Origin of the sequence: Tsukamurella sp. NPDC003166, assembly GCF_040611135.1 — a bacterium.
Lineage (GTDB): Bacteria > Actinomycetota > Actinomycetes > Mycobacteriales > Mycobacteriaceae > Tsukamurella.
This window is the reverse complement of sequence record NZ_JBEXNL010000027.1, coordinates 31,760-53,215: the sequence shown is the minus strand read 5'-3', so window position 1 is coordinate 53,215 and position 21,456 is coordinate 31,760. Positions and strand designations below refer to the sequence as shown.

The following is a 21,456-nucleotide window of genomic DNA, read 5'->3' as shown; positions in this document are numbered from 1 at the left end:
GGCCACCCCATATATATACACCTCTATAATTACACTCTTACCAACCCCGCCGCCCTTCCGATGGGGGCCGCCGCCGACGGGGCCGCGCGCGCCGGCGCGCTCGCGGACGCGGCCGTGCCGCTGGCCGTCGGGCTCGCGGCGATCGCCGCGCTGCTGTTCGCCGGCACGCGCGCCGGCGCCGTGGACGCCACGACGCTCGGCATCCTGATCCTGCTGCCGCTGAGCGCCTTCGAGGCGGTATCGACGCTGCCCGATGCGGCCCGGCAGTACGTCCGCTCCGTCGACGCGGCCGGGAGGATCGCTCCCCTGCTGACGCTACCCGTGGCGCTGTCCGGAACCGCTTCGGTATCCGTGCATCCCGCGCTCCGACTGGGCGACCTGGAGCTGGCACCGGGCGACCGGCTCGTCGTGCGGGGCGAATCCGGCGCGGGCAAGACGACGTTGCTGCTCGCCCTCGCCGGTCTCGACGCTCGCGGTGGCGAGGTGCTCGTCGACGGCGCGCCTGCATCGACGTTGGCCGATCTGCCCACGGCCGTGGGCTTCTTCGGCGAGGCGGCGCACGTCTTCGCGACGACGGTGGCCGAGAACGTGCGGGTGGCGCGCGGTGACGCGACCGAGGCGGAGATCGATGCCGCGCTACGGCGAGTGGGGCTGGGAGAGTGGATGGACTCCCTCCCCGACGGCGTCCGAACCGCGCTCGAGCACGGCGCGGACTCGTTGTCGGGCGGCCAGCGACGTCGGCTGTTGCTGGCGCGGGCCCTGGTGAGCGACGTCGCCGTCGTCCTGCTGGATGAGCCGACGGAGCACCTGGACCGGGCGGACGCGTCCCGGCTGCTGGCCGCGATCCTGGATCCGGGCGGGCTGTTCCCGGGCCGGACGGTGGTGGTCGCGGGGCATGCGGCCCCGCCCGCCGGCGTGCGTCAGCTGGTGATCGAGCGGCTCAGGTCGGCGTAGCGCTCCGCGTCGGCGCGGACCTCGTCGGACTTGTGCGCGATCGCGTGCAGCGCATCGGTTCCCAGGTAGATCCGGGACGGTGGATCGGGCAGGGCGGCGATCTGCACCAGGGTGCGGGCCAGTCGCGCCGGGTCGCCGCCCTGGTTGTGATTGAGCCGGTCCAGCGCCGCGAGCGTGCGCGCCACCGAGTCGTAGCCCGGAATCGTGACCTCGGGCCGGCGCGTCGACGAGGCGTCGAGGAAGTCGGTGCGCACGCCGCCCGGGCAGATCGCCGTGGCGCGCAGGCCGAGCGGGGCGATCTCGGCGTCGAGCGCCTCGGTGAGCATGAGGACGGCGGCCTTGGACGCACTGTAGATCCCCTGCGCCGGGCCGGTGACGCTCGCGGAGATCGACGCGAGGTTGAGGATCCGGCCGGAGCCCCGGTCGCGCATGCCCGGCAGCACCGCCTGGATCATCGTCAGGACGCCGAAGACGTTGATGTCGAAGTTGGCCCGCACGTCCGCGAGCGGGACCTCCTCGACCGCGCCGAGCAGCGAGTACCCCGCATTGTTGACGAGCACGTCGATGTACCCGAACTCCGTCTGCACCTGGGCGACGGCGCGGCGCACGTCGTGGTCGTCGGAGAGGTCGACGGCGAGCGCCAGTAGGTTCGGATCCGGCAACTCGGCGGAGAGCTTCTCGGGGCTGCGCGTGGTGGCCGCGACCCGGGCGCCGCTCGCGAGCGCGGCTCTCACCACCTCCAGCCCGATGCCCTTGGACGCTCCGGTCACCAGCCACACGGGGGAATCGGTCATGCCTCCCATCGTGCCCCTCGCGGTTCAGTCGCGCAGGATTCCGGCGATCGCGGTGTCGACGGCGGCCTCGGCCAGCGGCCACTGCTGATCGCCCGGGAGGTGGTGCAGCGGCCCCCGCAGCGCCATCTCGGCGAAGCCGTGCACCATCGACCAGCAGGACCAGGTCGCGGACCGTCGGGCCTCCGGGCGCAACAGCCCCGCGTGCACCATGAGGTCGAGCGAGTCCGACAGCGCTACGTACGGCGGAATGCCGCTCAGCGACTCGGGATCTGGGGCCTCGTCGCCGAAGAAGCAGACCGAGAACCACCCGGGCTCGGCGAGCGCGAAGGCGATGTAGCCGAGGCCCACCGCGCGCAGGCGGTCCCGCGGTCCCTGGTCCGCGTGGACGGGCATCGCGTCGGCCATGCGCTGCTGGATCGCGGCGCTGACGGCGCGGAGCAGGGCGAGGCGGTCGGGGAAGTGGCGGTAGGCGGCGTTCGGACTCACCCCGACGCGACGGGTGACCTCGCGGATGGTCAACGCCGACGGTCCGCCGGCGCGCGTGACCTCGAGTCCCGCGTCGACGAGCGCCTGTGCGAGGTCGCCGTGGTGGTACGCCATGCCCTTGTGTCCCCTGCCACTCAAGTGTACGGTGTGAACATAACAGATGTGGACGCTGTGAACATACGAGGAGTCGCCATGACCACCAGCATCGGACCCGTTCCGGTTCTCCATACCGGCTTCAGCACTCCGGGAGCCGTCGCCACACCGTGGGCGGAGGTGGAGCGGATCCTGGACGACGCCGAGATGTTCTGGCTCAGCACCGTGCGTGCCGACGGCAGCCCGCATGTCTGTCCGCTGCCGGCGATGTGGCTCGGGGGTGCGTTGTACTTCGTGACCGGGTGGGAGGAACAGAAGGCCGTGAACCTGGCGCGGAATCCGCGCTGCGTGCTCACCACCGGGAGCAACGAGTACCTGCGCGGGCACGACGTCACGGTGGAGGGCTCCGCGGAACGGTGCACCGATCGCGCCGTGCTGGAGACGCTCGCGCGGATGTGGGAGTCCCGGCTCGACTGGCCCTACGACGTGGACGACGAGGGCTTCCGGCACCGCACCGACGGGCAGGCCCCGAATCCGGACGCCGCCTCGCTGCCCGTCTTCGGGGTCCGCCCCGCCAAGGTCCTGTCGTTCGTCCGCGGCGACGAATTCGCCCAGACCCGCTACCGCCCCTGATCTTCCGTCAGCCCCGCCACCGGAGAGGAAACACCATGACCGCCATTCCACCCGTCGTCGACCGGGACACCTGGCAGCAGCAGATCGACGAGTTGCGCGCCCGCGAGAAGGCCGCCACCCGCGAGCTCGACGCCATCGCCGCGCAGCGCCGGCGGCTGCCCGCGGTGCAGCTGCCCGAGTACCGGCTGATCGCCGAGGACGGCTCCGAGGTGAGCCTTGCGGACGTCTTCGACGGCACGAGCCAGCTCATCACCTACCATCACATGTGGACCGACGGCAACGAGTGGCAGTGTCCCGGATGCACCGGTGTCACAGCGCATTACGCGCGCACGGAGTTCCTGGGGAACTGGGACGCACGGATGGTCGTGATCACCAACGGCCCGATGGACGAGGTGCTCGCCTACAAGAAGCGCGTCGGCAACACCATGACGTGGTACTCGACGGCGGGCTCGGACTTCGGGACCGAGGTCGGGGCCCCTCCCGGCGGCGGCTTCGCCTACAACACCTTCGTCCGCGACGGCGAGACGGTCTACCACGTGTGGCAGACCTTCAGTCGCGGTGCCGAGCAGGTCTCCTACACCTTCGGCCTGCTCGACGTGCTGCCCTACGGCCGCCAGGAGGAGTGGCAGGACGCCCCCGAGGGCTGGCCCCAGGGCCCCACCTACTCGCGCTGGGCATCGTCGAAGCAGTTCGCCGAGTGGTACGGCGAGAAGACCTCCTGACCTGTGTTTTCGCTGTCCGGATAATTCCGTTGCCGACGGTGCCGCGCGGGCGTAGCGTCGAAGAGGTCAAACGAAAGGAGGTGGTCCGAGAAATGGTGAATTTCAGGACTGAGGAGGTGGCCGCCGCCTGACGGCGGTCGCCCACCTGGAATAGCGGAGCCCCCTCCGGCGCGTGATGTCCACGCCCGGAGGGGGCTTCCGTCTGTCCGGGGTGGTCAGCCCGTGAGCGGTGTGATCGCGGCCAGTTCGTCCGCGATCAGTGCCCGCGCCAGATCCGCGTCGTACCGCGCTTGCATGGTGATCCAGTACATCTCGGACAGTCCGAGGGCGCGGGAAATCCGCAGTCCTGTGTCGGCGGTGAGCGAACGCTTCGCGTTGACGATGGCGTTGATCCGAGGCAGCGGCACCCCGGCCGCTTGGTCAACTACGGGTCTTCGTTCTCACGTGGTTACTATTCATTCTGAGAGTGTCCTTGTATGGCATGATTTGTGGCTCCAATAAATGGTATACCGCTGTTGTAACTCACAATAGATGTAGTAATTTCTACACGGAACGTAAGGTTCCTGGAGTCAGCCGCACGATTTACCTTTGATATTCAAGGGCAGCTCAGCTTGAACGTAGCTATCACCCGCGACGAGTACCGTACGAATCGCAATCTGGCCGCACGTCTTGGTGCCGACGTCGATCGCGAAGTACGTGAACGAGTTGACCTGGAACGCATAGTCGCCGATATCGACGCCATCGTCGTCCATGGGGTCGGCCGTGAATGCAGTGGGATCCTGGTCATCTGGCGCTTTGAACCAGGTTGAACCCTCGACCAAGTTCATTCCGGTGTAGAGGGTCGCCTTCAGCCGAACGTCTCGCTCGACCACCGCACCCGTGTTTTGAAACTCGACCCGGATGGCTACTTTGTCACTTGGCGCGACGGTCAAGCTTCGCTGCCAGTCGCCGATACCCCAACCGTCCGCGTCGCTAAACCGCCCGAGAATCTCTGCCCGGAAGCTGTGGCCAACCTTCATCGGCGCGGCAGCGGTTGACGACTCCGCCGAGTCTGAGAAGAAGTCGCTGAACTTGTCCACCCCGAAAAACGCTGCAGCGGTGATCAGGCCGCCCACCAGCGACACTATCGCCCCTACGCGCGCCACGTGGCTATCGAACACGCTCACCTGGTCTTCTCACCTCCTCGAACGTCAATCTAGCAGGATATTAACGGCCGGTCCTTCACCTCTAGTGAATTGTCTGCTTCAGCCTTGTCTGCATTGTCGAAGTCGTCGTTCGTAGTGCGAACTCTAAACAACCCAACCGCGGCCGCAACAACAATCGCTATCGCAATGACAACGCACCTAGCAGTGCGTTCCTTACTGTTTGTCACTAGCTAGACTCCTTGGGTGCTCTCCCGGCGACGTTCTCGTTTATAGAGTTCGAGAGGAGCATACGGTTCGCGGCAGGAATTTGCCGGCGGACCGCCTGGACTGTCGTCTGATCAGACGACACCCGCAACAACTTTGGTCGACCCCGACCAGCGCGCCCGCGGCCTTCTTTGGTGCGGCGTAGGCGCCGACCCGTGCGCCATGGGAAGCAGCAGCGAGACCCGTGCCATCCCCTCCGGGAGCGGGCGGATGGTGACGCGGCGGTCCTTCTCGGCACTGGCGATCCGTTGCAGTGTGCCCTGGGGATCCAGCTCGTACGCGATCTTCTGCACCAGGTCCTTCAGCCGGCCGAAGCCGAGGCTCTTGGTCGTCGCGGGATCCGCGCACAGCATCTCGTCGGCCTGCGGCGCACGTCCGCATCGAGGTGGGATAGTCCATGGACGATGACCGGTACCGCCTCGGGCGACAACTCGCCCTCGCCGAACCGTTGCTTGGTGTGCGGAAGATTCGTGTGCAGCTCCCGGGTCCGCGAGAGCAGAGACTTCGCTCGCGCCACCGACATCCGCAGCGCCAGCGCGATCTCCGCTGAGATGCCGATCTCCCACCTGCGAGAGCCCGGCAGCGATCCGCTCGGTGACCCGCTCCCGCAGCAGCTCCACTGCCAGCGCGTATTCTTCGAACACAACGCGACATCGGGCACGTTCTATTGAACTGAGGCGGGCGGTGACGGACAGGTCGGGAGGTTCGAAGACCTTGTCGTCAAAGGCATGTGGCTGTGTTTAGTTCATAGATTCATGATACGGCGGCCCACTGACAAGTTTTCGCGATGAGTTGTTGTGGTCGAAAGGTGTGTGGTCAGTACGAGTGGATCGAATTGAGAAAGACCGCCAGGAAGATGAACCAGGCGATGGTGGCCGCGAGCGCGATGTAGCCGAGGACTAGTCCGGCGATCGCCATGCCGCGACCCTGCTCGCCGGTGCGCTTGATCTGGCTCAAAGCGATGTGGCCGAACACGATCCCAAGAATCCCGCCCATGACGCCGAAGCAGAGGGCGAGGATCGCCATGGTGTTCGTGGAGGTGCTTGCGGGGTTGGCGTAGACCGGTTCGCCGGTCGCGGTGTGTCCTACGAGGACGGGGGTCGTGAGCGAAGCGGTGCCGGACGTCGACCCGTCGGTGGGTGCATTGCGCGACGTCCTGCGGACAAGTATGCCCGCAACGATCAGGAAGACACCCAGTGTCGCGCTGCCGACGGACAGCTCGACCTTCGGCACGAGCGCGCTCGCGATCAGCGCTAGCGCGCCCCCGATGAGTAGCGCGAACCATACCGCCGTCAATGGACCGGCGGGACGAGACGATTGCGGTTTCTGCTCGATCGATGGATGCACCGGCCGATGGTAACCAGGGCAGGTTGGCTTCGACAATCGTCTGAACGGATGATCTACCTCGGGGTAGAAATCACCGGAAGCCACAGGAACGCTCGCCACGTGGATACGCGATGCGACCGAAGATCCGCGCGACCTAGTGACTTCTGGTGCGGACTCAGCCCGCGTAGCGGTTCAGCTTGGCGCTCAGGCGGGGGATGAGCTCGCCGTCGGCGTCGATGCGCTCCTCGACGTACGCGAGGGCGCCGCCCGACTCGACGAGGCCGTACAGACGCTTCGAGGCACCTGCCAGAGGAGAGGTCTTGGAGCGGATCACCACATCGGCTTCCAGCTCCCACGCCGTCTGGGAGACGGGCTTGCCGTAGTACAGCTCGACGATGCCGCTGGCGTGCGTGACGACGAACTCGATCTCGTCGTCCTCGCCGATGCGCCAGAAGCCGGCCTCGCGGAGATCGGGCTCGGAGAACTCGCCCTTGTCGTCGAGCTTCCAGGAGCGCGATTGCCAGGACAGGAAGTTCTGTCCGTCGTGGCTGACGACGATCTGCTGGCCGAAGTGGTAGTCACCGGACTCGTCGTGACCCTCGCCCTCGCCGCGCCAGACGCCGACCAGGGGGAGCAGGCCGAGCAGGCCCGAGTGCAGGTCCGGGCCCTGCCGCAGGTTCGCCGTGTCATCGGCGAGCGGCAGCCCGGGAAGGTTCGAGATGTTGCGCGACGAGGTCGTCTCGGCGCGCTCGATGGCGGCGTCGAGCGCCTCCTGGCCGGTGCCGATTCCGGCGTCGGCAGGCGTGGAGGCGTCGGGGGTGGCCTCGTCGCTCACGGCGGACTACTGACCGTCGGTGAGGACGCGGTACATCACGAAGATCGCGAACGCGAAGATCGCGACCGATGCCACCGCCATGAGGATCTCGAAGAAGATGACCATGCCGTCGATACTAGACCCCGGTCCGCACGCGCTCGCAACCGCACGAGTCGCGGTGGTGGAAGGTGGTGGGCAGCCGCTCGACGCGGCGCGGACCGTCGAACCCGTCGATGCGTTCGACGAGCAGGTCGACGGCCCGCCGACCCATCGCTTCGACGTCCTGCGCGACGGCGGTGAGCCCGGGCGTGAACAGGTCCGACCACTCGAAATCGTCGTAGCAGACCAGCGCGACGTCCTGTGGGACGCGCAACTCCAGCTCTTGCAGGGCGCGCATCACTCCGACCGTCATGGCGTTGTTGAGCACGACCAGGGCCGTGGGGCGCGGGCCGCGGCCGCGGTACATCGCCAGAGTCTGCGTGTACGCCTCGTCGACGCTCGAATCGCCGCACCGCATGTGTCGCGGGGCGGAGCGGAGTCCGGCGGTGGCCATCGCCGTGGTGAAGGCCTCGGACCGCTCGACGGAGGACTGGATGCCGCGCCTGCCCGTGATCGCACCGATCCGCTCGTGGCCCAGTTCGATCAGATGGGAGGTCAGGCGCGCCACCGGTTCGGAGCCCTCCGAGGCCAACTGGTCGACGGGGGCCGACGACAGGCGGTCGATGAGGACCAGGGGGGTGCCTGCGCTGCGGATCATCGGAATGGTGGTGCGCTCGGCGCGGGGTGCGGGTGCGGGTGCGAGGATCAGGCCGTCCGCGCGCCGATCGAGCAGCGACCCCACGAGTGAGGACTCGATGGCCGGATCGTCGTGCGAGTCGCCCATCATCAGGGCGTAGCCGAGTTCGCCCGCGCGGGACTCGATGGCGCGCACGACGGGTGCGAAGTACGGGTTCTGCCACGCCGAGATGCTCAGTGCCAGAACGCCGGAACGTGAGGTGGCGAGCGCGGCGGCGAGCGCGTTGCGGCGATAGCCCGTGGTCGCGATGGCCTCGAGTACCGCGTCCCGGGTGCGCGGGTCGACCCGACGGGTCTCGTTGATCACATGGGAGACGGTGCTGATCGACACGCCGGCTGCGGCGGCGACGTCGGCCATGGTCCCCATCGCACCATCATCCCGCGCCGTCCGACGGCACGCAAGCGTTTGCGCAAACCCTTGCGTGCATTCCAACTGCAGGTATAGCGTTCTGGCCACTCGGAACCATGTGATCCAGCACACAATCGATCGGAGCCTCCCATGACCAGTCGGAACACCGTGCGCATCGCCGCGATCTGCTGCGCCCTCACTGTCGGCCTCACCTCCGTGGCCGCCTGCAACCGCGACGGCGGATCGTCCGGCGGCGTGAAGGTGGGCCTGATCACCAAGACGGACACCAACCCGTTCTTCGTGAAGATCCGCGAGGCCGCCAAGAAGGAGGCCGAGGCGAAGGGGGCGAGTCTCGTCGCGCTCGCGGGCAAGTTCGACGGTGACAACGAGGGTCAGGTCGCCGCCATCGAGAACCTGGTCAGCCAGGGCGTCAGGGGCATCCTCATCACCCCCAACTCGTCGAGTGGCATCCTGGCCGCGATCAAGAAGGCGCGCGACGCGGGCGTCATCGTCATCGCGCTGGACACCGCGACCGATCCGGAGAACGCCGTCGACGCGACCTTCGCCACCGACAACAAGGAAGCCGGACGCTTGCAGGGCGCGTGGGTCAAGGGCGCCCTCGCCGGGAAGACCCCCAAGCTCCTCATGCTCGACGGGACGCCGGGCGGCACCGTCGACACCTTCCGGCACCAGGGCTTCCTGGAGGGCATCGGCCTCACCGAGACCAGCCCCGAGGTGGCCGGCAAGGAGAACACCAACGGCGACCAGACCAAGGCGCAGACCGCCATGGAGAACCTGCTCCAGCGCGTCCCGGACGCCAACTCGCTGTACACGATCAACGAGCCCGCGGCGGCGGGCGGCTACGAGGCGGCGAAGAAGGCGGGCAAGGCAGGACAGTTGGTGATCGGCTCGGTCGACGGCAGCTGCACCGGCGTCCGGAACGTCAAGGCGGGCATCATCGGCGCCACGGTGCTGCAGTTCCCCGCGAAGATGGCAGAGCAGGGTGTCGACGCGGTGGTCGCCTTCGCCCAGAACGGCACCAAGCCTTCCGGATTCACCAACACCGGCTCGCAGCTGGTGACAGACAAGTCCGTCGCCGGCGTCCCGTCGAAGGACACCGCGTGGGGCGAGCAGAACTGCTGGGGCTGACGTGTCCGCTTCCACTTTCCAACGGCTCCTGCGCGAGCCGCTCGCGGGGCCGCTCGCCGCGCTCGTCGTCGCGTGCGTCGTCTTCTTCATCCTCACGCCGCAGTTCGCGACCGGCTACAACATCTCGTTGATCCTGCAGCAGTCCATGGTGATCGGGATCCTCGCGGTCGCGCAGTCGCTGATCATCCTCACCGCGGGCATCGACCTGTCGATCGGGGCGACGTGCGTGCTCGGCACCGTCGTCCTGGCGAAGGTGGCGGGTACGGACCCGGTCCTCGCGATGGTCGTCGCTCTGGGCGTGTGCGTGCTCATCGGCGCGGTGAACGGCGCCCTGGTGACGGTGCTCAAGCTGCCGCCCTTCATCGTGACCCTGGGCATGTTCACCATCGTCGCGGCGGCCACGCAGCTCTATGCCGGCTCGCAGACCTACCGCGTCGCCGACGGTCCGCTGACGGCGCTCGGTACCGGATTCACACTGTTCGGGTTCCCGCTCACGCTGGGCCTCCTCGTGCTGCTGGTCGTGTACGCCGCGGCCTGGTACGTGCTCAACCGCACGGCCACCGGCCGGCACGTGTACGCGGTGGGCGGCAATCCGGTCTCAGCGTCGCTGGCGGGTATCAAGACGTCCAAGACGATCTTCGGCGTGTACCTCGTGTCCGGCGGCATCGCGGCGATCGCGGCATGGGCCGCCCTCGGGCGCATCCCGACGGCGGATCCGAACGCCTTCCAGACCGCGAACCTCGACACCATCACCGCGGTCGTGATCGGCGGCACCAGCCTCTTCGGCGGCCGCGGCTCGGTGCTGGGCACGTTGGTCGGCGCGCTGATCGTCGGCGTGCTGCGCAATGGGCTCACTCTCGTCGGGATCGACAACCTCTACCAGAACATCGCGACGGGCGTCCTCGTGATCGCCGCCGTTGCGCTGGACCAGATCTCGCGTAGGAGGCTGCAATGAGCGCGCAGGATACCGGGCCGGTGCTCGAGGCGAAGGGCCTGGTCAAGAGGTACGGGCAGGTCCAGGCGATCGCGGGCGCCGACTTCGAGCTCCGTGCCGGCGAGGTGCTCGCCGTCATCGGCGACAACGGGGCCGGCAAGTCCAGCCTGATCAAGGCGCTCTCGGGGGCGCTCGTGCCGAACGAGGGCGAGATCCTGCTCGACGGTGCGCCGGTCCATTTCAAGAGCACGCTCGACGCCCGCAACGCGGGCATCGAGACCGTGTACCAGGACCTCGCAGTGATCCCTGCGCTGGACATCGCGGCCAACGTCTACCTGGGCCGCGAGCTGCGCAAGCCGGGGATCCTCGGCTCGGTGTTCCGGCAACTCGACCGCAGGGCCATGCGCGATGCCGCGGCCGGCCACCTCGCTGACCTGAAGATCGGCATCAAGTCCCCGACGCAGGCCGTCGAGACGCTCTCAGGCGGCCAGCGGCAGGGCGTCGCGGTGGTGCGGGCGGCCGCCTTCGGCAAGAAGGTGATCATCATGGACGAGCCGACGGCGGCCCTCGGTGTCCGCGAATCCGGTCAGGTCATCGATCTCATCCGGCAGATCCGCGACCGCGGCACACCCGTGATCCTCATCAGTCACGACATGCCGCACGTCTTCGAGGTCGCCGACCGGATCCACGTGCACCGGCTCGGTCGGCGCGCCGCCGTCGTGGACCCCAAGCAGCGCAGCATGTCCGAGGTCGTCGCGCTCATGACTGGCGCGCTCGCGCCGACCGACGAGGAGGCCGCGGGTGGGCCGTAGGCCGTCGGGCCTGTTCGTGGGCCTGGCCACCGTTGACGTGATCTCCCGGGTGGAGGAGTCGCCCCCGCGCAACGGCAAGGTCACCGCGATCCGGCAGGACGTGTCCGGCGGCGGGCCGGCCTTGAACGCCGCGGTGGTGTTCGCCGCACTCGGCGGGCGGGCCGTGCTGGCGGCCCCCGTCGGCGACGATGCCCTCGGTCGGTTGGTGCACGAGGACCTGGCGGCGTGCGGGGTCGAGCTCATCGACCTCGCACCGCCCGGCTTCGGGCCGCCCGTCTCCGCGGTCACCGTGCACGCGCCCACGGGGGACCGGCAGGTCGTCTCGTTCGACGGCACCGGCTACCCGGACCTGGTACCCCCGATCGACGTCGAGGGCTTCGACGTGCTGCTCCTCGACGGTCACGGCCCCGCCGCGGCGCGGTCGGCGATCCGCAGCGGCGTCGCGGCGGGCGTTCCCACGGTCCTCGACGCCGGACGGTGGCGGCCCGTGTTCGCCGACCTGCTGCCCCTCGCCGGGCACGCCGTCTGCTCCGCGGACTTCCGGCTGCCCGACGGTGTCCCGACGCCGCCCGTCTACGTCGTCACCGACGGTGCCGGTCCGATCCGCTATCGGGACGGCCGGACGGAGGGCACCGTCGACGTCCCGGCGGTACCGGTGGTCGATACGCTCGGTGCGGGCGACGTGCTGCACGGCGCGTACGCCTTCGCGATCGCGCGGGGCGAAGGGGTCGCCGACGCACTGCGTTTCGCGGCGGGACACGCCTCCGCGAAGTGCCGATATCCGGGGGTGAGGGTGTGGCTGGAGACACTGTGACGGACGAACTGATCGCTCGCGCACGGGAACTGATCGCCCGGCCGGGCCGCGCGCTGCTCGGTATCGCCGGTGCGCCCGCGTCGGGGAAGTCGACGCTGGCGGAGCGGCTCGTGGAGGCGCTCGGCGCCGACGCGGTGCTCGTCCCGATGGATGGCTTCCACCTCGACGACGCGGTGCTGCGCCGGCACGGCAGCTGGGAACGCAAGGGCGCCATCGACACCTTCGACGATGTCGGCTTCGCCGAGCTGCTGCACCGCCTGCGCGCGGCCGACGGCACCGCCTACGCCCCGCGCTTCGACCGCGGGCTCGAGGCGTCCATCGGCGGCGCGATCGAGGTGGCGCCGGACGTCCCGCTCGTGGTCACCGAGGGCAACTACCTACTCGCGGACGCCGGAGCCTGGCCGCGCGCTCGTGCGGCGCTCGACGAGGTGTGGTTCCTGCGCATCGATCCCGCGCTGCGCCGCGAGCGACTCATCGAGCGGCACATGCGCTTCGGCCGCACGCCCGACGAGGCCCGCGAGCGCGCCGATGGCTCCGACGAGGCGAACGCCCGCCTCATCGAGGCCACGGCGGTCCGGGCCGACCGCGTGGTCGACGGGGCCTAGCGCGGCTCAGCCCTCCATGCCGGTCTCGCGCAGGGTGAGGTTGATCCGCCCCGCGTTCAGGCTGCAGCCCGGCGGCGAAGTCCCGCGGTGCACGGCGGTGACGCCGTGGAAGGCCAGCCGGGACGGGCCGCCGAAGACCAGCAGATCGCCGGATTCGAGGGTGAAATCGGTGAACGGCCGGTTCCGGTTCTCCGAATTGCCCAGGCGGAAGGTACAGCTGTCGCCGATCGACAGCGACACCACGGGAGCACCGGAGATCTCGTCCTTGTCCTGGTGCATACCCATCCGGGCCCGCGCGTCGTAGAAGTTCACGAGCGCGGTGTCGGGCGTGTAGCGCTCGATGACGCCGGCGTCGTGTCCGGTGTCCGCCAGCGCGCGCCGGCCGGCCCGGACCATCCAGTCCGGGAAGGGCAGTACTCGTGCGCCGTTCACGTCTGTCGCGTTCCGCGAGTACCGGTAGGGCTGCCAGTGCCAACCCAGGCACACCGTCCGCACCGACATCGGATGCCCGCGCACCGTCGCGGCGCGGATCGGCGCCGGACCGGCGGCCCACTCGCGGAACCGCTGCACGATCCAGGCCTGCTGCTGGAGGTCGAGCCAACCCCGGATCAGGTACGCGCCCGGGGCTATGGTGACCGGGCACTTCTCGGGTGGGAACAGCGTCAGGCCCTCGTCCGGAGGCCGCGGCGGTCGAGCGTCCACAGATCACCTCCTCGTGTCGTCCCGGTGGCCCGCCGCTTCCAGGCCGCGTACCGCTCCAGGCCGCGTACCGCTCCGGGCAGCACACCGCGCAGGGACGGAAACCCGCGGCGACCGCGGTGCGTTCGTCGGCGAAGAAGACGCGCTGCGTCACGTAGCCCCCGCGCGCGATCGCACGGAGGGCGGACGGGCAGTCGAGGCGGCCGTAGATGCGCCCGCGACGGTGCCCTCCCCATGTGCCGGGCCGGTCCGATCGATAAGCCGTGCCCGCCGCATCCACCAGTGAGTAGCTCATGACGCATCGTGGAAGACGAGGGCCAGCGTGTGCCGCTCGCCGGAGCGCACCGTCGAGACCCCGTGCCGTACCGGTGCAGCAGACCAGCCCCGGGCCGAACGGACCGGTCGGTCGCGGGTGGTGAAGACGAAGCCGTGGCCGCGCGGCAGCGTGAAGGAGGTACCGCGGGACTGGGCGCGGGGGCGCTGCTTGACGAGGAGGAACTCGCCGCCCTCGTGATCCACGCCCGGATCGTTGAGCGCGATCACCACCTGCAGCGGGAACACCAGATCGCCGTAGAGGTCGCGGTGCAGCGCGTTCCAGTCGCCGGCACCGTACTTGAGCAGGATCGCCGTCGACTTCCGCTGCCCGGCCTCGTGGCACCTCGCGAGCCACTCGTCGAGGTCGTCGGGCCACGGCGCGTCGCGACCCAGCCGCCCCCACCACTGCCGGGCGATCGGCAGGAGGTGCGGGTAGAGGGCGTGTTTGAGCTCGTCGATCGGCTCCGGGTACGGACGATCGAAGTAGCGGTACTCGCCGGCGCCGAACCGGTACCGCTCCATGTCGATCGTGCTGCGGAACAGCACGTCCCGCGCGTACAGCTCGCGCAGTTCTTTCGTCTGCTCGTCGGACAGCAGGCGGGGCAGCAGGGCTCCGCCGACAGCGTCCAGCTCGGCGGCGACGGCGTCCCAGTTCGCGGAGTCGATCGCGCTCATGCGGCCGACTCCAACTCCAGCAGGGCGGCTTTCGCCTCCACGCCGCCCACGTACTGCCCGATGCCGCCGTCGGACTTCACGACGCGGTGGCACGGCACCACCACCGGCAGGGGGTTCGTGGCGCACGCGGTGCCGACGGCGCGGACGGCGGCCGGGCTGCCGACCAGCTCGGCCACCTGCTTGTAGCTCAGCGTCGTCCCGTAGCCGATCTCGGGAAGCCGGCTCTGCACCAGCTGTCGGAAGCCGTGGGAGAGTGCGTGATCCAGATCCAGGTCGAATGCGGTGCGCCGACCCTCGAAGTACTCGTCGAGCTCGCGCGCCGCGTCGTCGAGGCGCCACGGCGCGCGCAGCACCCGCGGGCTGAGCTTCTGTGCCAGGGCCTCCAGCACCCCGTCGTGGTCCTCGCGGGCGTAGGCCACCCGGACCAGACCGCGCTCGGTCGCCGCGAGGAGCAGGCTGCCGACGGGGGAATCGACGGTGGTGTAGGCGATGTCGAGCAGTCCGTCGGCCTCGGCGCTCGCCGTGAGGCGGGCGCGGAGCCGGGCGAGGGCGTCGGTATCGACGGGGGCGGATAGTGTTTCGGTGATCTTCTCGCTCATGAGAGTTCCTCCCTCGTGCGAGTGGTACGGAGTTTCTTGAGGCCGTCGGCGGCGGCGCGCCGCGCGGCATCGACGGTCCCGCCCAGGATCTGGGCGATCTCGGCGTACGGCAGGTCGGCCGCGTAGCGGTACGCGACGGCCTGCCGCTGCTTGTCCGGCAGGGCCGCCACGGCGAGCCAGAGGTCACCGTCGGGCAGGGCGACGGTGACGGGACGCTCCGGGAGCGTGTCGACGGGGACGGCCCGGCGGCCGGCCGCCCGGACCTGGTCGATGGCCTTGCGGTGCGCAATGGTCACGAGCCAGGCCTCGACGTTCGCCGATTCGGGCAGGTCCGGATAGGCGCGCAGCGCGGACAGGAAGGTCTCCGACCACGCGTCCTCGGCGTCGTGCGGGCCGAGGATCGCGCGGCAGACCCGCAGCACCGTGGCGGCGTGCTCGTCGACGAGGCGCTCGAACGGTGGTTTCACGCGGCGCCCGTACCCGGGAGCCAGGGCGCGCCGTCGGCCGCGGCCTCGAGGTCGAGCAGCGTTCGCTTGCGGCGCAGGCCGCCCGCGTAGCCCGTGAGCGCGCCGTTCGCACCGATCACCCGATGGCACGGGATCAGGACACAGAGCGGATTCGCACCCACGGCCTGCCCCACGCCCCAGGCGGTGAACCCCGCGCCCAAGCGCTGCGCGAGGGCGCCGTAGGTGGTGGTGGCGCCGTACTGGATCTCCCGCAGCGCCGACCAGACGGCCTCCTGGGCGTCGTCGCCGGCGGTCGTGAGTGGCAGGTCGAAGGCCCGGCGCTCGCCCGCGAGGTAGGCGCGGAGCTGCTGCGCCGCCTCATCGAGCAGGGTGTCCGCGACGAACCGCGCGCCGAACGACGATTCCGCGGGCCGACGGATGTGATGGCGGAAGTACACGCCGGAGACGGCGTCGTCCGTCGCGACGAGCGTGAGCTCGCCGAGCGCACTGTCCGTCACGATGTGCCTCGTGTTCATGATCTCTCCTCGTCTCGATCCTGCCCTGTAGACGCCGGGGACGGGCGGAACGTGAGACGAGGCGCCCCGAAAAGCAATTGAACGCTGTTACGGAGATTCCCACCTGGGGTTTTGTTCTCCGTAACAGCGTTCAATCGGGAGGGGAGGGACTACTTCGAGACGGTGATGTCCTGGTTGTAGACGCCGTTGGCCTCGGGTGAGACCTGGGTGTCGCCGTTGCCCACGGAGGACAGGGCGCGCAGCGTCCAGGTGCCCGGCGCCGCGAAGAAGCGGTAGTCGCCGGTACCGGAGGCCACGACCTCGGCGGTGAACTCACCCGTGCCGTCGAGCAGGCGCACGAAGGCGCCCGCGACGGGGTTACCGGCCGCGTCGAGGACCTGTCCGGTCAGGACGGTCTCCTTCTCGACGTCGACACCGGCGGGAAGGACCTGACCCTGCTTGGGAGCTCCACACATGATTGAAATCCTTACTTCTCGATCGGGGCGCCGACCAGCGAGCCGTACTCGACCCACGAACCGTCGTAGTTCTTGACATTCTTCTTGCCCAGGATCTCCTGCAGCACGAACCAGGTGTGCGAGCTGCGCTCGCCGATCCGGCAGTACGCGATGGTCTCCTTGGCGTCGTCGAAGCCCTTCTCCGCGTACAGCGCGGCGAGGTCCTCGTCCGACTTGAAGGTGCCGTCCTCGTTGGCGGTGGTCGACCACGGGATGTTGATCGCGCCGGGGACGTGGCCGCGCTGCTGCGCCTGCTCCTGCGGCAGGTGGGCGGGAGCGGAGATCTTGCCGGAGAACTCGTCGGGCGAGCGCACGTCGATCAGGTTCTTCTTGCCGATCGAATCGATCACCTCGTCGCGGAAGGCACGCAGCGACAGGTCGACGGGCTTGGCCTGGTAGTTCGTGGCCGGGCGGGACACCGCGTCGGTCGACAGCGGGCGACCGTCGAGCTCCCACTTCTTGCGGCCACCGTCGAGCAGCTTGACGTCCTGGTGGCCGTACAGCTTGAAGTACCAGTAGGCGTACGCCGCGAACCAGTTGTTGTTGCCGCCGTAGAGCACGACCGTGTCGTCGTTGCCGACGCCGCGCTCGGAGAGGAGCTTGGAGAAGCCCTCCTGGTCGAGGAAGTCGCGGCGGATCGGATCCTGCAGGTCCTTGCGCCAGTCGAGGCGCACGGCGCCCTTGATGTGGTTGTCGTCGTAGATCGACGTGTCCTCGTCGACCTCGACGAAGACGACACCCGGGGTGTCGAGATTCTGCTCAGCCCAGTCTGCGGAGACCAGGACGTCGGAGCGAGCCATGAGGATCCCTTTCGTTGAGTCCATGACGTGCGAATGTAGGCGCGAACGCTACTTCGAGGGGTTGCGCGAGAGCGCTGGGAGGGCGGAACGGATGCATCGCGATACGCGTGAAGACAGCACCCTGCCCGGGGAGAGAGCGGGCCTAGCCCAGACAGCGACAACCAGCCATACGGCACAGGTCGACCGCCAGGCGGCGGGTGAGCAGCAGCTCACAGCGGTTGCGCATGGTGCCCAGAATACCGAAGCCGCGGCCGTGCGTCACGGGAGGGTCTGCGGGAGCGGTCGGTGGAAGGCGCCGGGGGTGACGGTCACCCCGTCGGCCTCGCCGAGCAGCACCACGTCGGCGTTCTCGCCCCGCGCGCCGGTGGGCCGGATGCCGAAGGGCAGCGCCATCGCGGGCAGGGTGCGCGTGAAGCGGGCGAGCACCGTCGGCTCCTCGCCCGGCAGCAGGTCGGCCTTCGCGTGGTCCTCGGGACCCGTGTAGATCCCCGTGGCCCGTACCGCGATCGCGTCGCCGACGGCCGAGAAATCCGCCGCCACCGAGATCAGCACCGTCCGCTTCGGGTCCGCGGAGGTGGGCAGGGGCACGGTTCCCGTGAGCACGATGCCCTTCGACGCCTTGACGTAGCCGTCGGCAGGGCTGCCCGCGCCGGGCCGCTTCGGGGCGGGCGTGTGCACCTGGAGATCGACGATGTCCAGGTACCGGCCGACCGTCTTCTGGTCGAGCCGGACCCGCGACTCCACGTGGCCCGCCCGGATCGGCGTGTCCGGCGTGAAGGTCGGCAGCAGGCCGCCAGGGATAGTCACCTCCGCGAACTCGGCCTCGAGGCGCGCGTCCCGGCCGTCGACCTGTGCGGGGACCGCGATGGTGAGCTTGGGGTGCGTGCCACCCGAGGTCAGGTACGGGAAGCCACCGACCGTGACCTCCGGATCGTCCGCCAGGCCGGCCGCGGCCCGCAGTTCCCGGGAGAGCCGGTACTCGGCGGTCGCGGCGGTGCCGACCTCGGCGAGGAAGGTGACTGTGAGGAGCATCGCACCGACGACCAGAATGCGCCGGACCCACGCCCGTCCCTGCCCCTGCGCCACGCCCGCTCCTCCCCGTCCACACCGGCGCCGCTACGCACGACGCTTTGACCACCGCTATTGTGACATTCGTTCATTTCAAGCAGACCGCCGCGCACCGGGGAGGGCATGTGGATCTCATCCTGTTCACGTCCGACCGGGAACCGGACACGGTGCTGCCGTCTCTGTCGCTGCTGCCGCACACGGTCCGGCCCCTGCCCGCGGACGTCTCCTCGCTCCTCGAGGTCGGCTCCGCCGACGTCGCGCTCGTCGACGCCCGCACCGACCTGGTCACCGCCCGCGGGCTCTGCCGCCTGCTCGGCACGACGGGAGGCGGCGCGGTCGCGGTGGTCGCGGTGCTCACCGAGGGCGGTCTCGTGGCAGCCAGTGCGGACTGGGGCCTCGACGACTTCCTGTTGCCCGGCATCGGCCCGGCGGAGATCGACGCCCGCCTCCGGCTGGTGGTGGCGCGGCGCGGCGCGGACGCCGAGGACGAGGTCGCCGACAAGATCACCCTGGGCGAGCTGCTCATCGACGAGGGCACCTACACCGCCCGGCTCCGCGGCAAGCCGCTCGACCTCACCTACAAGGAGTTCGAGCTGCTGAAGTTCCTGGCGCAGAACGTCGGTCGCGTGTTCACGCGCGCCCAGCTGCTGCAGGAGGTGTGGGGCTACGACTTCTTCGGCGGCACCCGCACCGTCGACGTGCACGTCCGGCGCCTGCGCGCCAAACTCGGTGCCGAGCACGAGGGCATGATCGGCACCGTCCGTAACGTGGGCTACAAAGCGGTACGTCCGGTCCGGGGCAAGGGCGAGCGCCCCGTCGAGGACATGGAACCGACGGACGAGGATCTCGAGGAGGCCTGAGCATGACGCAACGGCACGCGGTCGAGGTGGTGCGCGGCCCCGTCACCGATCCGGAATCGGTACGGGCGATCGCCGCCGCCGCGGAGGACGCGGACGGTATCGGCGCCCTGTCGGAGCAGTTCCGCCTCGGTGTCACCGGCGCCGGCCCGCACGTGCTCGCCCGCGCCGCCGACGGTGCCGTGGCGGGCTACGCGGGCATCGTCGTCCCGCCCGCCGGAGGGCCGGGCTCGGCGGAGGTGGTCGTGGCACCGTCGGAGCGCCGACGGGGCCTCGGCCGCGCCCTGGTGACGGGAGCGCTCGACCTGGTGGGCGACGGCGGCACCGTCTGGGCCCACGGCGACCTGCCGCCCGCCCGCGCGCTGGCCGCCGACCTGGGTCTGACCGCCGTGCGGACCCTGCTCAATCTGCGCAGGCCGCTGCGCGGCGCCGGAAGCGGAGCGAGCGGGACGAATGACGCCGGACCGGACACCGCACCGTCGAACCCGCCGGGCGTGACCGTGCGCACCTACGCCGGCCCCGAGGACGACGCCGCGATCCTCGCGGTGAACAACGAGGCCTTCGCCTGGCACCCCGAGCAGGGCGGCTGGACGCAGGAGCAGATCGACGAGCGGACCGGCGCCGCGTGGTTCGATCCGGCGGGGCTGTTCCTCGCCGTGGATGACCGGGACCGGCTGTTGGGCTTCCACTGGACGAAGGTCGCGGACCCGGCCGCCGGACTCGGCGAGGTCTACGTGGTCGCGGTGGCACCGGACGGGCAGGGGCGCGGCCTCGGACGGCTGCTGACGGCCGTGGGGCTGCAGTACCTGGCCGGACGCGGGCTGACGGAGGTCGAACTGTACGTGGAGGGCGACAACACCGCGGCCCTGCGGACGTACGCCGGACTGGGCTTCACGGAACACGAACGACACGTCGCGTACGCACTACAGTAATCCACTCGACCTGGCGAGTTTGCCTGTCGTTCACCCGGGACACCCGGATCGGACACCCGGCCTCTTTAGGTTGCTGGATGACACCCGCATCCCGGTGTGCTCAGTCCTGACCCGACCCGGAGGAATCTCGGTGAACTTCAAGCGTGGATCCATTACGGCCGTTGCCGCTGTGGCCGCCCTGTCCCTGACCCTGAGCGCGTGCGGCAGCGAGGAGTCCAGCAGTGCGGCGGGTAGCTCCTCCGCCGGCGGCACGGGCGTGCAGTGCGACGGCAAGCTGCAGCTCAAGGGCAGCGGCTCGACGGCGCAGGCCAATGCCATGACCGTCTTCAAGAACGCCTTCGGCCAGGACTGCGGCGGCAGCGCGAACGTCGATTACACCGGCAGCGGCTCGGGCCAGGGCATCACCGAGTTCACCTCGGGCCTGACCAACTTCGCGGGCTCGGACTCGGCGCTCAAGCCGGAGGAGGCCAAGAAGGCCGAGGACAAGTGCGGCTCGCCCGCGCTGAACCTGCCGATGGTCTTCGGCCCGATCGCCGTGGCCTACAAGCTGCCCGGCGACGTCTCCGTGAACCTCTCGGCGCCGACCATCGCCAAGATCTTCTCCGGCAAGATCACGAAGTGGAACGCGCCCGAGATCGAGGCGGAGAACAGGGGCACCGCGCTGCCCGACCTGCCGATCACCGTCGTCTTCCGGTCCGATCCGTCGGGCACCACCGAGAACTTCCAGAAGTACCTCGCCTCGGCCGCGCCCGCGGAGTGGAGCGCGGACAAGACCGGCAAGGAGTTCAAGGGCGGCGTCGCCGGTGCCGGTGGCGCCAGCGGCAACTCGCAGGTCGCGGCGACGGTCAACAAGGCCGAGGGCACCGTCACCTACACCGAGTGGAGCTTCGCCAAGGCGCAGAAGCTGCAGGTCGCGAACATCATCACCTCCGCCGGCCCCGAGGCCGTCAAGCTCAGCGCCGACTCCGTCGCCAAGACGATCGAGGCGGCGAAGTTCAAGACCCCGGGCAGCAAGGACCTGATCATCGACACCGCGGGCTTCTACAAGCCGACGGCCGCCGGCGCCTACCCGATCGTGCTCGCGACCTACGAGATCGTGTGCTCGAAGTACGCCGACGCCGAGGTCGCGAAGGGCGTCAAGAGCTTCCTCAAGGTCGCGGCCAGCAAGGCGACGCAGGATCGGCTGGCGGATCAGGGCTACGCCCCGATTCCCGACTCGTTCCGCACGACGCTGAACGCGTCGATCGACTCCATCCAGTAACGACACCTGCTACACCGGAGGTCGTGCGCGCGTCGCGAACAGCGAGGCGCGCACGACCTCCGGCCCGGCCGGAAGGGACAGCTTC

Annotated in this window: 29 protein-coding genes and 1 pseudogene; 12 read left to right on the top strand and 18 right to left on the bottom strand. The window is 69.4% G+C overall.

The window, feature by feature from the left end:
* Window positions 1-954: ATP-binding cassette domain-containing protein (locus ABZX10_RS21825; protein ID WP_355545046.1), on the top strand; the 954-nt coding region annotated here is incomplete at its 5' end.
* Here ABZX10_RS21825 and ABZX10_RS21820 read toward each other — a convergent pair.
* Window positions 921-1,748 carry an SDR family NAD(P)-dependent oxidoreductase gene (locus ABZX10_RS21820; protein WP_355545043.1) on the bottom strand — a complete coding sequence of 276 codons (828 nt, stop codon included), beginning with the start codon at window positions 1,746-1,748 and terminating at the stop codon, window positions 921-923. The two genes, ABZX10_RS21825 and ABZX10_RS21820, sit on opposite strands and share 34 nt — an antisense overlap.
* 24 nt (window positions 1,749-1,772) lie before the next feature.
* Window positions 1,773-2,372, bottom strand: a complete 600-nt coding sequence (locus ABZX10_RS21815; RefSeq protein WP_355545040.1) for a TetR/AcrR family transcriptional regulator — start codon at window positions 2,370-2,372, stop codon at window positions 1,773-1,775.
* 54 nt (window positions 2,373-2,426) lie between these two features.
* On the opposite strand from ABZX10_RS21815, the gene ABZX10_RS21810 reads away from it, so the two are divergent.
* Entirely contained in the window at window positions 2,427-2,960 is a 534-nt protein-coding gene (locus tag ABZX10_RS21810) for a pyridoxamine 5'-phosphate oxidase family protein (protein ID WP_355545038.1), read from the top strand.
* A 35-nt stretch (window positions 2,961-2,995) separates the two neighbouring features.
* Window positions 2,996-3,682: a DUF899 family protein gene (locus tag ABZX10_RS21805; RefSeq protein ID WP_355545035.1), complete on the top strand. Its 687-nt coding sequence runs from the start codon at window positions 2,996-2,998 to the stop codon at window positions 3,680-3,682.
* Between the two features lie 215 nt (window positions 3,683-3,897).
* Here the strand turns inward: ABZX10_RS21805 and ABZX10_RS21800 are convergent, their stop codons facing one another.
* The 4 genes from ABZX10_RS21800 to ABZX10_RS21785 all read right to left on the bottom strand — a co-directional run bounded on the left by ABZX10_RS21800 (window position 3,898) and on the right by ABZX10_RS21785 (window position 5,590).
* Window positions 3,898-4,089, bottom strand: a complete 192-nt coding sequence (locus ABZX10_RS21800) for an addiction module antidote protein, HigA family (protein ID WP_355545032.1) — start codon at window positions 4,087-4,089, stop codon at window positions 3,898-3,900.
* 162 nt (window positions 4,090-4,251) lie between these two features.
* A complete protein-coding gene (locus tag ABZX10_RS21795; protein WP_355545029.1) occupies window positions 4,252-4,848 on the bottom strand; it encodes a hypothetical protein in 597 nt (198 codons plus the stop codon).
* A 317-nt stretch (window positions 4,849-5,165) separates the two neighbouring features.
* Window positions 5,166-5,444: a hypothetical protein gene (locus ABZX10_RS21790; protein WP_355545077.1), complete on the bottom strand. Its 279-nt coding sequence runs from the start codon at window positions 5,442-5,444 to the stop codon at window positions 5,166-5,168.
* A complete protein-coding gene (locus ABZX10_RS21785; RefSeq protein WP_355545071.1) occupies window positions 5,393-5,590 on the bottom strand; it encodes a hypothetical protein in 198 nt (65 codons plus the stop codon). The genes ABZX10_RS21790 and ABZX10_RS21785 overlap by 52 nt, the downstream gene beginning before the upstream one ends.
* On the opposite strand from ABZX10_RS21785, the gene ABZX10_RS21780 reads away from it, so the two are divergent.
* Window positions 5,496-5,762 (top strand): hypothetical protein, encoded by a 267-nt coding sequence (locus ABZX10_RS21780; protein WP_355545074.1) that lies wholly within the window; start codon window positions 5,496-5,498, stop codon window positions 5,760-5,762. The genes ABZX10_RS21785 and ABZX10_RS21780 overlap by 95 nt on opposite strands.
* Window positions 5,763-5,907: 145 nt before the next feature.
* On the opposite strand, the gene ABZX10_RS21775 is transcribed toward ABZX10_RS21780, so the two are convergent.
* From ABZX10_RS21775 to ABZX10_RS21765, 3 genes are all read right to left on the bottom strand, one after another.
* Window positions 5,908-6,537 carry a DUF4190 domain-containing protein gene (locus ABZX10_RS21775; protein WP_355545026.1) on the bottom strand — a complete coding sequence of 210 codons (630 nt, stop codon included), beginning with the start codon at window positions 6,535-6,537 and terminating at the stop codon, window positions 5,908-5,910.
* 55 nt (window positions 6,538-6,592) lie between these two features.
* A complete protein-coding gene (locus tag ABZX10_RS21770) occupies window positions 6,593-7,252 on the bottom strand; it encodes an FABP family protein (RefSeq protein WP_355545023.1) in 660 nt (219 codons plus the stop codon).
* 115 nt (window positions 7,253-7,367) lie between these two features.
* A complete protein-coding gene (locus tag ABZX10_RS21765) occupies window positions 7,368-8,393 on the bottom strand; it encodes a LacI family DNA-binding transcriptional regulator (RefSeq protein WP_355545020.1) in 1,026 nt (341 codons plus the stop codon).
* Window positions 8,394-8,525: 132 nt separating this feature from the next.
* Between ABZX10_RS21765 and ABZX10_RS21760 the strand changes: the two genes are divergently transcribed.
* The 5 genes from ABZX10_RS21760 to ABZX10_RS21740 are packed head-to-tail and all read left to right on the top strand — an operon-like array spanning window position 8,526 to window position 12,689.
* Window positions 8,526-9,524, top strand: a complete 999-nt coding sequence (locus ABZX10_RS21760) for a substrate-binding domain-containing protein (RefSeq protein WP_355545017.1) — start codon at window positions 8,526-8,528, stop codon at window positions 9,522-9,524.
* Between the two features lies 1 nt (window position 9,525).
* Window positions 9,526-10,479, top strand: coding sequence for an ABC transporter permease (locus ABZX10_RS21755; RefSeq protein ID WP_355545014.1), 954 nt, complete (start codon window positions 9,526-9,528; stop codon window positions 10,477-10,479).
* Window positions 10,476-11,270: an ATP-binding cassette domain-containing protein gene (locus tag ABZX10_RS21750; protein WP_355545011.1), complete on the top strand. Its 795-nt coding sequence runs from the start codon at window positions 10,476-10,478 to the stop codon at window positions 11,268-11,270. Before ABZX10_RS21755 ends, ABZX10_RS21750 begins: the two co-directional genes overlap by 4 nt.
* Window positions 11,260-12,084, top strand: a complete 825-nt coding sequence (locus ABZX10_RS21745; RefSeq protein ID WP_355545008.1) for a PfkB family carbohydrate kinase — start codon at window positions 11,260-11,262, stop codon at window positions 12,082-12,084. The genes ABZX10_RS21750 and ABZX10_RS21745 overlap by 11 nt, the downstream gene beginning before the upstream one ends.
* Window positions 12,081-12,689, top strand: coding sequence for a nucleoside/nucleotide kinase family protein (locus ABZX10_RS21740; protein WP_355545005.1), 609 nt, complete (start codon window positions 12,081-12,083; stop codon window positions 12,687-12,689). The genes ABZX10_RS21745 and ABZX10_RS21740 overlap by 4 nt, the downstream gene beginning before the upstream one ends.
* 6 nt (window positions 12,690-12,695) lie before the next feature.
* Here ABZX10_RS21740 and ABZX10_RS21735 read toward each other — a convergent pair whose 3' ends face one another.
* From ABZX10_RS21735 to ABZX10_RS21695, 9 genes and pseudogenes are all read right to left on the bottom strand, one after another.
* The gene (locus ABZX10_RS21735) at window positions 12,696-13,319 is read right to left on the bottom strand and encodes an alpha-ketoglutarate-dependent dioxygenase AlkB (RefSeq protein WP_355545068.1); all 624 of its coding nucleotides are present in this window, start codon (window positions 13,317-13,319) and stop codon (window positions 12,696-12,698) included.
* A gap of 136 nt (window positions 13,320-13,455) precedes the next feature.
* Window positions 13,456-13,683 (bottom strand): annotated as a pseudogene (locus ABZX10_RS21730) (Ada metal-binding domain-containing protein); the annotation flags it as partial.
* Window positions 13,680-14,378, bottom strand: coding sequence for a 2OG-Fe(II) oxygenase (locus ABZX10_RS21725; RefSeq protein ID WP_355545002.1), 699 nt, complete (start codon window positions 14,376-14,378; stop codon window positions 13,680-13,682). The pseudogene ABZX10_RS21730 and the gene ABZX10_RS21725, both read right to left, overlap by 4 nt.
* Window positions 14,375-14,977: a methylated-DNA--[protein]-cysteine S-methyltransferase gene (locus tag ABZX10_RS21720; RefSeq protein ID WP_355544999.1), complete on the bottom strand. Its 603-nt coding sequence runs from the start codon at window positions 14,975-14,977 to the stop codon at window positions 14,375-14,377. Before ABZX10_RS21720 ends, ABZX10_RS21725 begins: the two co-directional genes overlap by 4 nt.
* Entirely contained in the window at window positions 14,974-15,444 is a 471-nt protein-coding gene (locus ABZX10_RS21715) for a sigma-70 family RNA polymerase sigma factor (RefSeq protein ID WP_355544996.1), read from the bottom strand. The genes ABZX10_RS21720 and ABZX10_RS21715 overlap by 4 nt, the downstream gene beginning before the upstream one ends.
* Window positions 15,441-15,959: a methylated-DNA--[protein]-cysteine S-methyltransferase gene (locus ABZX10_RS21710; RefSeq protein WP_355544993.1), complete on the bottom strand. Its 519-nt coding sequence runs from the start codon at window positions 15,957-15,959 to the stop codon at window positions 15,441-15,443. Before ABZX10_RS21710 ends, ABZX10_RS21715 begins: the two co-directional genes overlap by 4 nt.
* 149 nt (window positions 15,960-16,108) lie before the next feature.
* The gene (locus ABZX10_RS21705) at window positions 16,109-16,414 is read right to left on the bottom strand and encodes a DUF1416 domain-containing protein (RefSeq protein WP_068573081.1); all 306 of its coding nucleotides are present in this window, start codon (window positions 16,412-16,414) and stop codon (window positions 16,109-16,111) included.
* Between the two features lie 11 nt (window positions 16,415-16,425).
* Window positions 16,426-17,253: a sulfurtransferase gene (locus ABZX10_RS21700; protein WP_355545065.1), complete on the bottom strand. Its 828-nt coding sequence runs from the start codon at window positions 17,251-17,253 to the stop codon at window positions 16,426-16,428.
* Window positions 17,254-17,511: 258 nt separating this feature from the next.
* On the bottom strand, window positions 17,512-18,339 hold the full coding sequence (locus tag ABZX10_RS21695; RefSeq protein WP_355544989.1) for an LmeA family phospholipid-binding protein: 828 nt from the start codon (window positions 18,337-18,339) through the stop codon (window positions 17,512-17,514).
* Window positions 18,340-18,446: 107 nt separating this feature from the next.
* Between ABZX10_RS21695 and ABZX10_RS21690 the strand changes: the two genes are divergently transcribed.
* The 3 genes from ABZX10_RS21690 to pstS all read left to right on the top strand — a co-directional run bounded on the left by ABZX10_RS21690 (window position 18,447) and on the right by pstS (window position 21,371).
* The gene (locus tag ABZX10_RS21690; protein ID WP_355544986.1) at window positions 18,447-19,181 is read left to right on the top strand and encodes a response regulator transcription factor; all 735 of its coding nucleotides are present in this window, start codon (window positions 18,447-18,449) and stop codon (window positions 19,179-19,181) included.
* A gap of 2 nt (window positions 19,182-19,183) precedes the next feature.
* Window positions 19,184-20,110: a mycothiol synthase gene (gene mshD, locus ABZX10_RS21685; protein ID WP_355544983.1), complete on the top strand. Its 927-nt coding sequence runs from the start codon at window positions 19,184-19,186 to the stop codon at window positions 20,108-20,110.
* A gap of 130 nt (window positions 20,111-20,240) precedes the next feature.
* A complete protein-coding gene (gene pstS / locus ABZX10_RS21680) occupies window positions 20,241-21,371 on the top strand; it encodes a phosphate ABC transporter substrate-binding protein PstS (RefSeq protein ID WP_355544980.1) in 1,131 nt (376 codons plus the stop codon).
* Window positions 21,372-21,456: the final 85 nt, after the last annotated feature.

What these genes read in the sequence shown, in the direction of transcription:
- ABZX10_RS21820 (WP_355545043.1), bottom strand. Translation starts at nt 1,748, where the DNA reads ATGACCGATTCCCCCGTGTGGCTGGTGACCGGAGCGTCCAAGGGCATC.
- ABZX10_RS21725 (WP_355545002.1), bottom strand. Translation starts at nt 14,378, where the DNA reads ATGAGCGCGATCGACTCCGCGAACTGGGACGCCGTCGCCGCCGAGCTG.
- ABZX10_RS21750 (WP_355545011.1), top strand. Translation starts at nt 10,476, where the DNA reads ATGAGCGCGCAGGATACCGGGCCGGTGCTCGAGGCGAAGGGCCTGGTC.
- ABZX10_RS21705 (WP_068573081.1), bottom strand. Translation starts at nt 16,414, where the DNA reads ATGTGTGGAGCTCCCAAGCAGGGTCAGGTCCTTCCCGCCGGTGTCGAC.
- ABZX10_RS21720 (WP_355544999.1), bottom strand. Translation starts at nt 14,977, where the DNA reads ATGAGCGAGAAGATCACCGAAACACTATCCGCCCCCGTCGATACCGAC.
- ABZX10_RS21780 (WP_355545074.1), top strand. Translation starts at nt 5,496, where the DNA reads ATGACCGGTACCGCCTCGGGCGACAACTCGCCCTCGCCGAACCGTTGC.
- ABZX10_RS21700 (WP_355545065.1), bottom strand. Translation starts at nt 17,253, where the DNA reads ATGGCTCGCTCCGACGTCCTGGTCTCCGCAGACTGGGCTGAGCAGAAT.
- ABZX10_RS21790 (WP_355545077.1), bottom strand. Translation starts at nt 5,444, where the DNA reads ATGCTGTGCGCGGATCCCGCGACGACCAAGAGCCTCGGCTTCGGCCGG.
- ABZX10_RS21710 (WP_355544993.1), bottom strand. Translation starts at nt 15,959, where the DNA reads ATGAACACGAGGCACATCGTGACGGACAGTGCGCTCGGCGAGCTCACG.
- ABZX10_RS21765 (WP_355545020.1), bottom strand. Translation starts at nt 8,393, where the DNA reads ATGGGGACCATGGCCGACGTCGCCGCCGCAGCCGGCGTGTCGATCAGC.
- mshD (WP_355544983.1), top strand. Translation starts at nt 19,184, where the DNA reads ATGACGCAACGGCACGCGGTCGAGGTGGTGCGCGGCCCCGTCACCGAT.
- ABZX10_RS21810 (WP_355545038.1), top strand. Translation starts at nt 2,427, where the DNA reads ATGACCACCAGCATCGGACCCGTTCCGGTTCTCCATACCGGCTTCAGC.
- ABZX10_RS21760 (WP_355545017.1), top strand. Translation starts at nt 8,526, where the DNA reads ATGACCAGTCGGAACACCGTGCGCATCGCCGCGATCTGCTGCGCCCTC.
- ABZX10_RS21805 (WP_355545035.1), top strand. Translation starts at nt 2,996, where the DNA reads ATGACCGCCATTCCACCCGTCGTCGACCGGGACACCTGGCAGCAGCAG.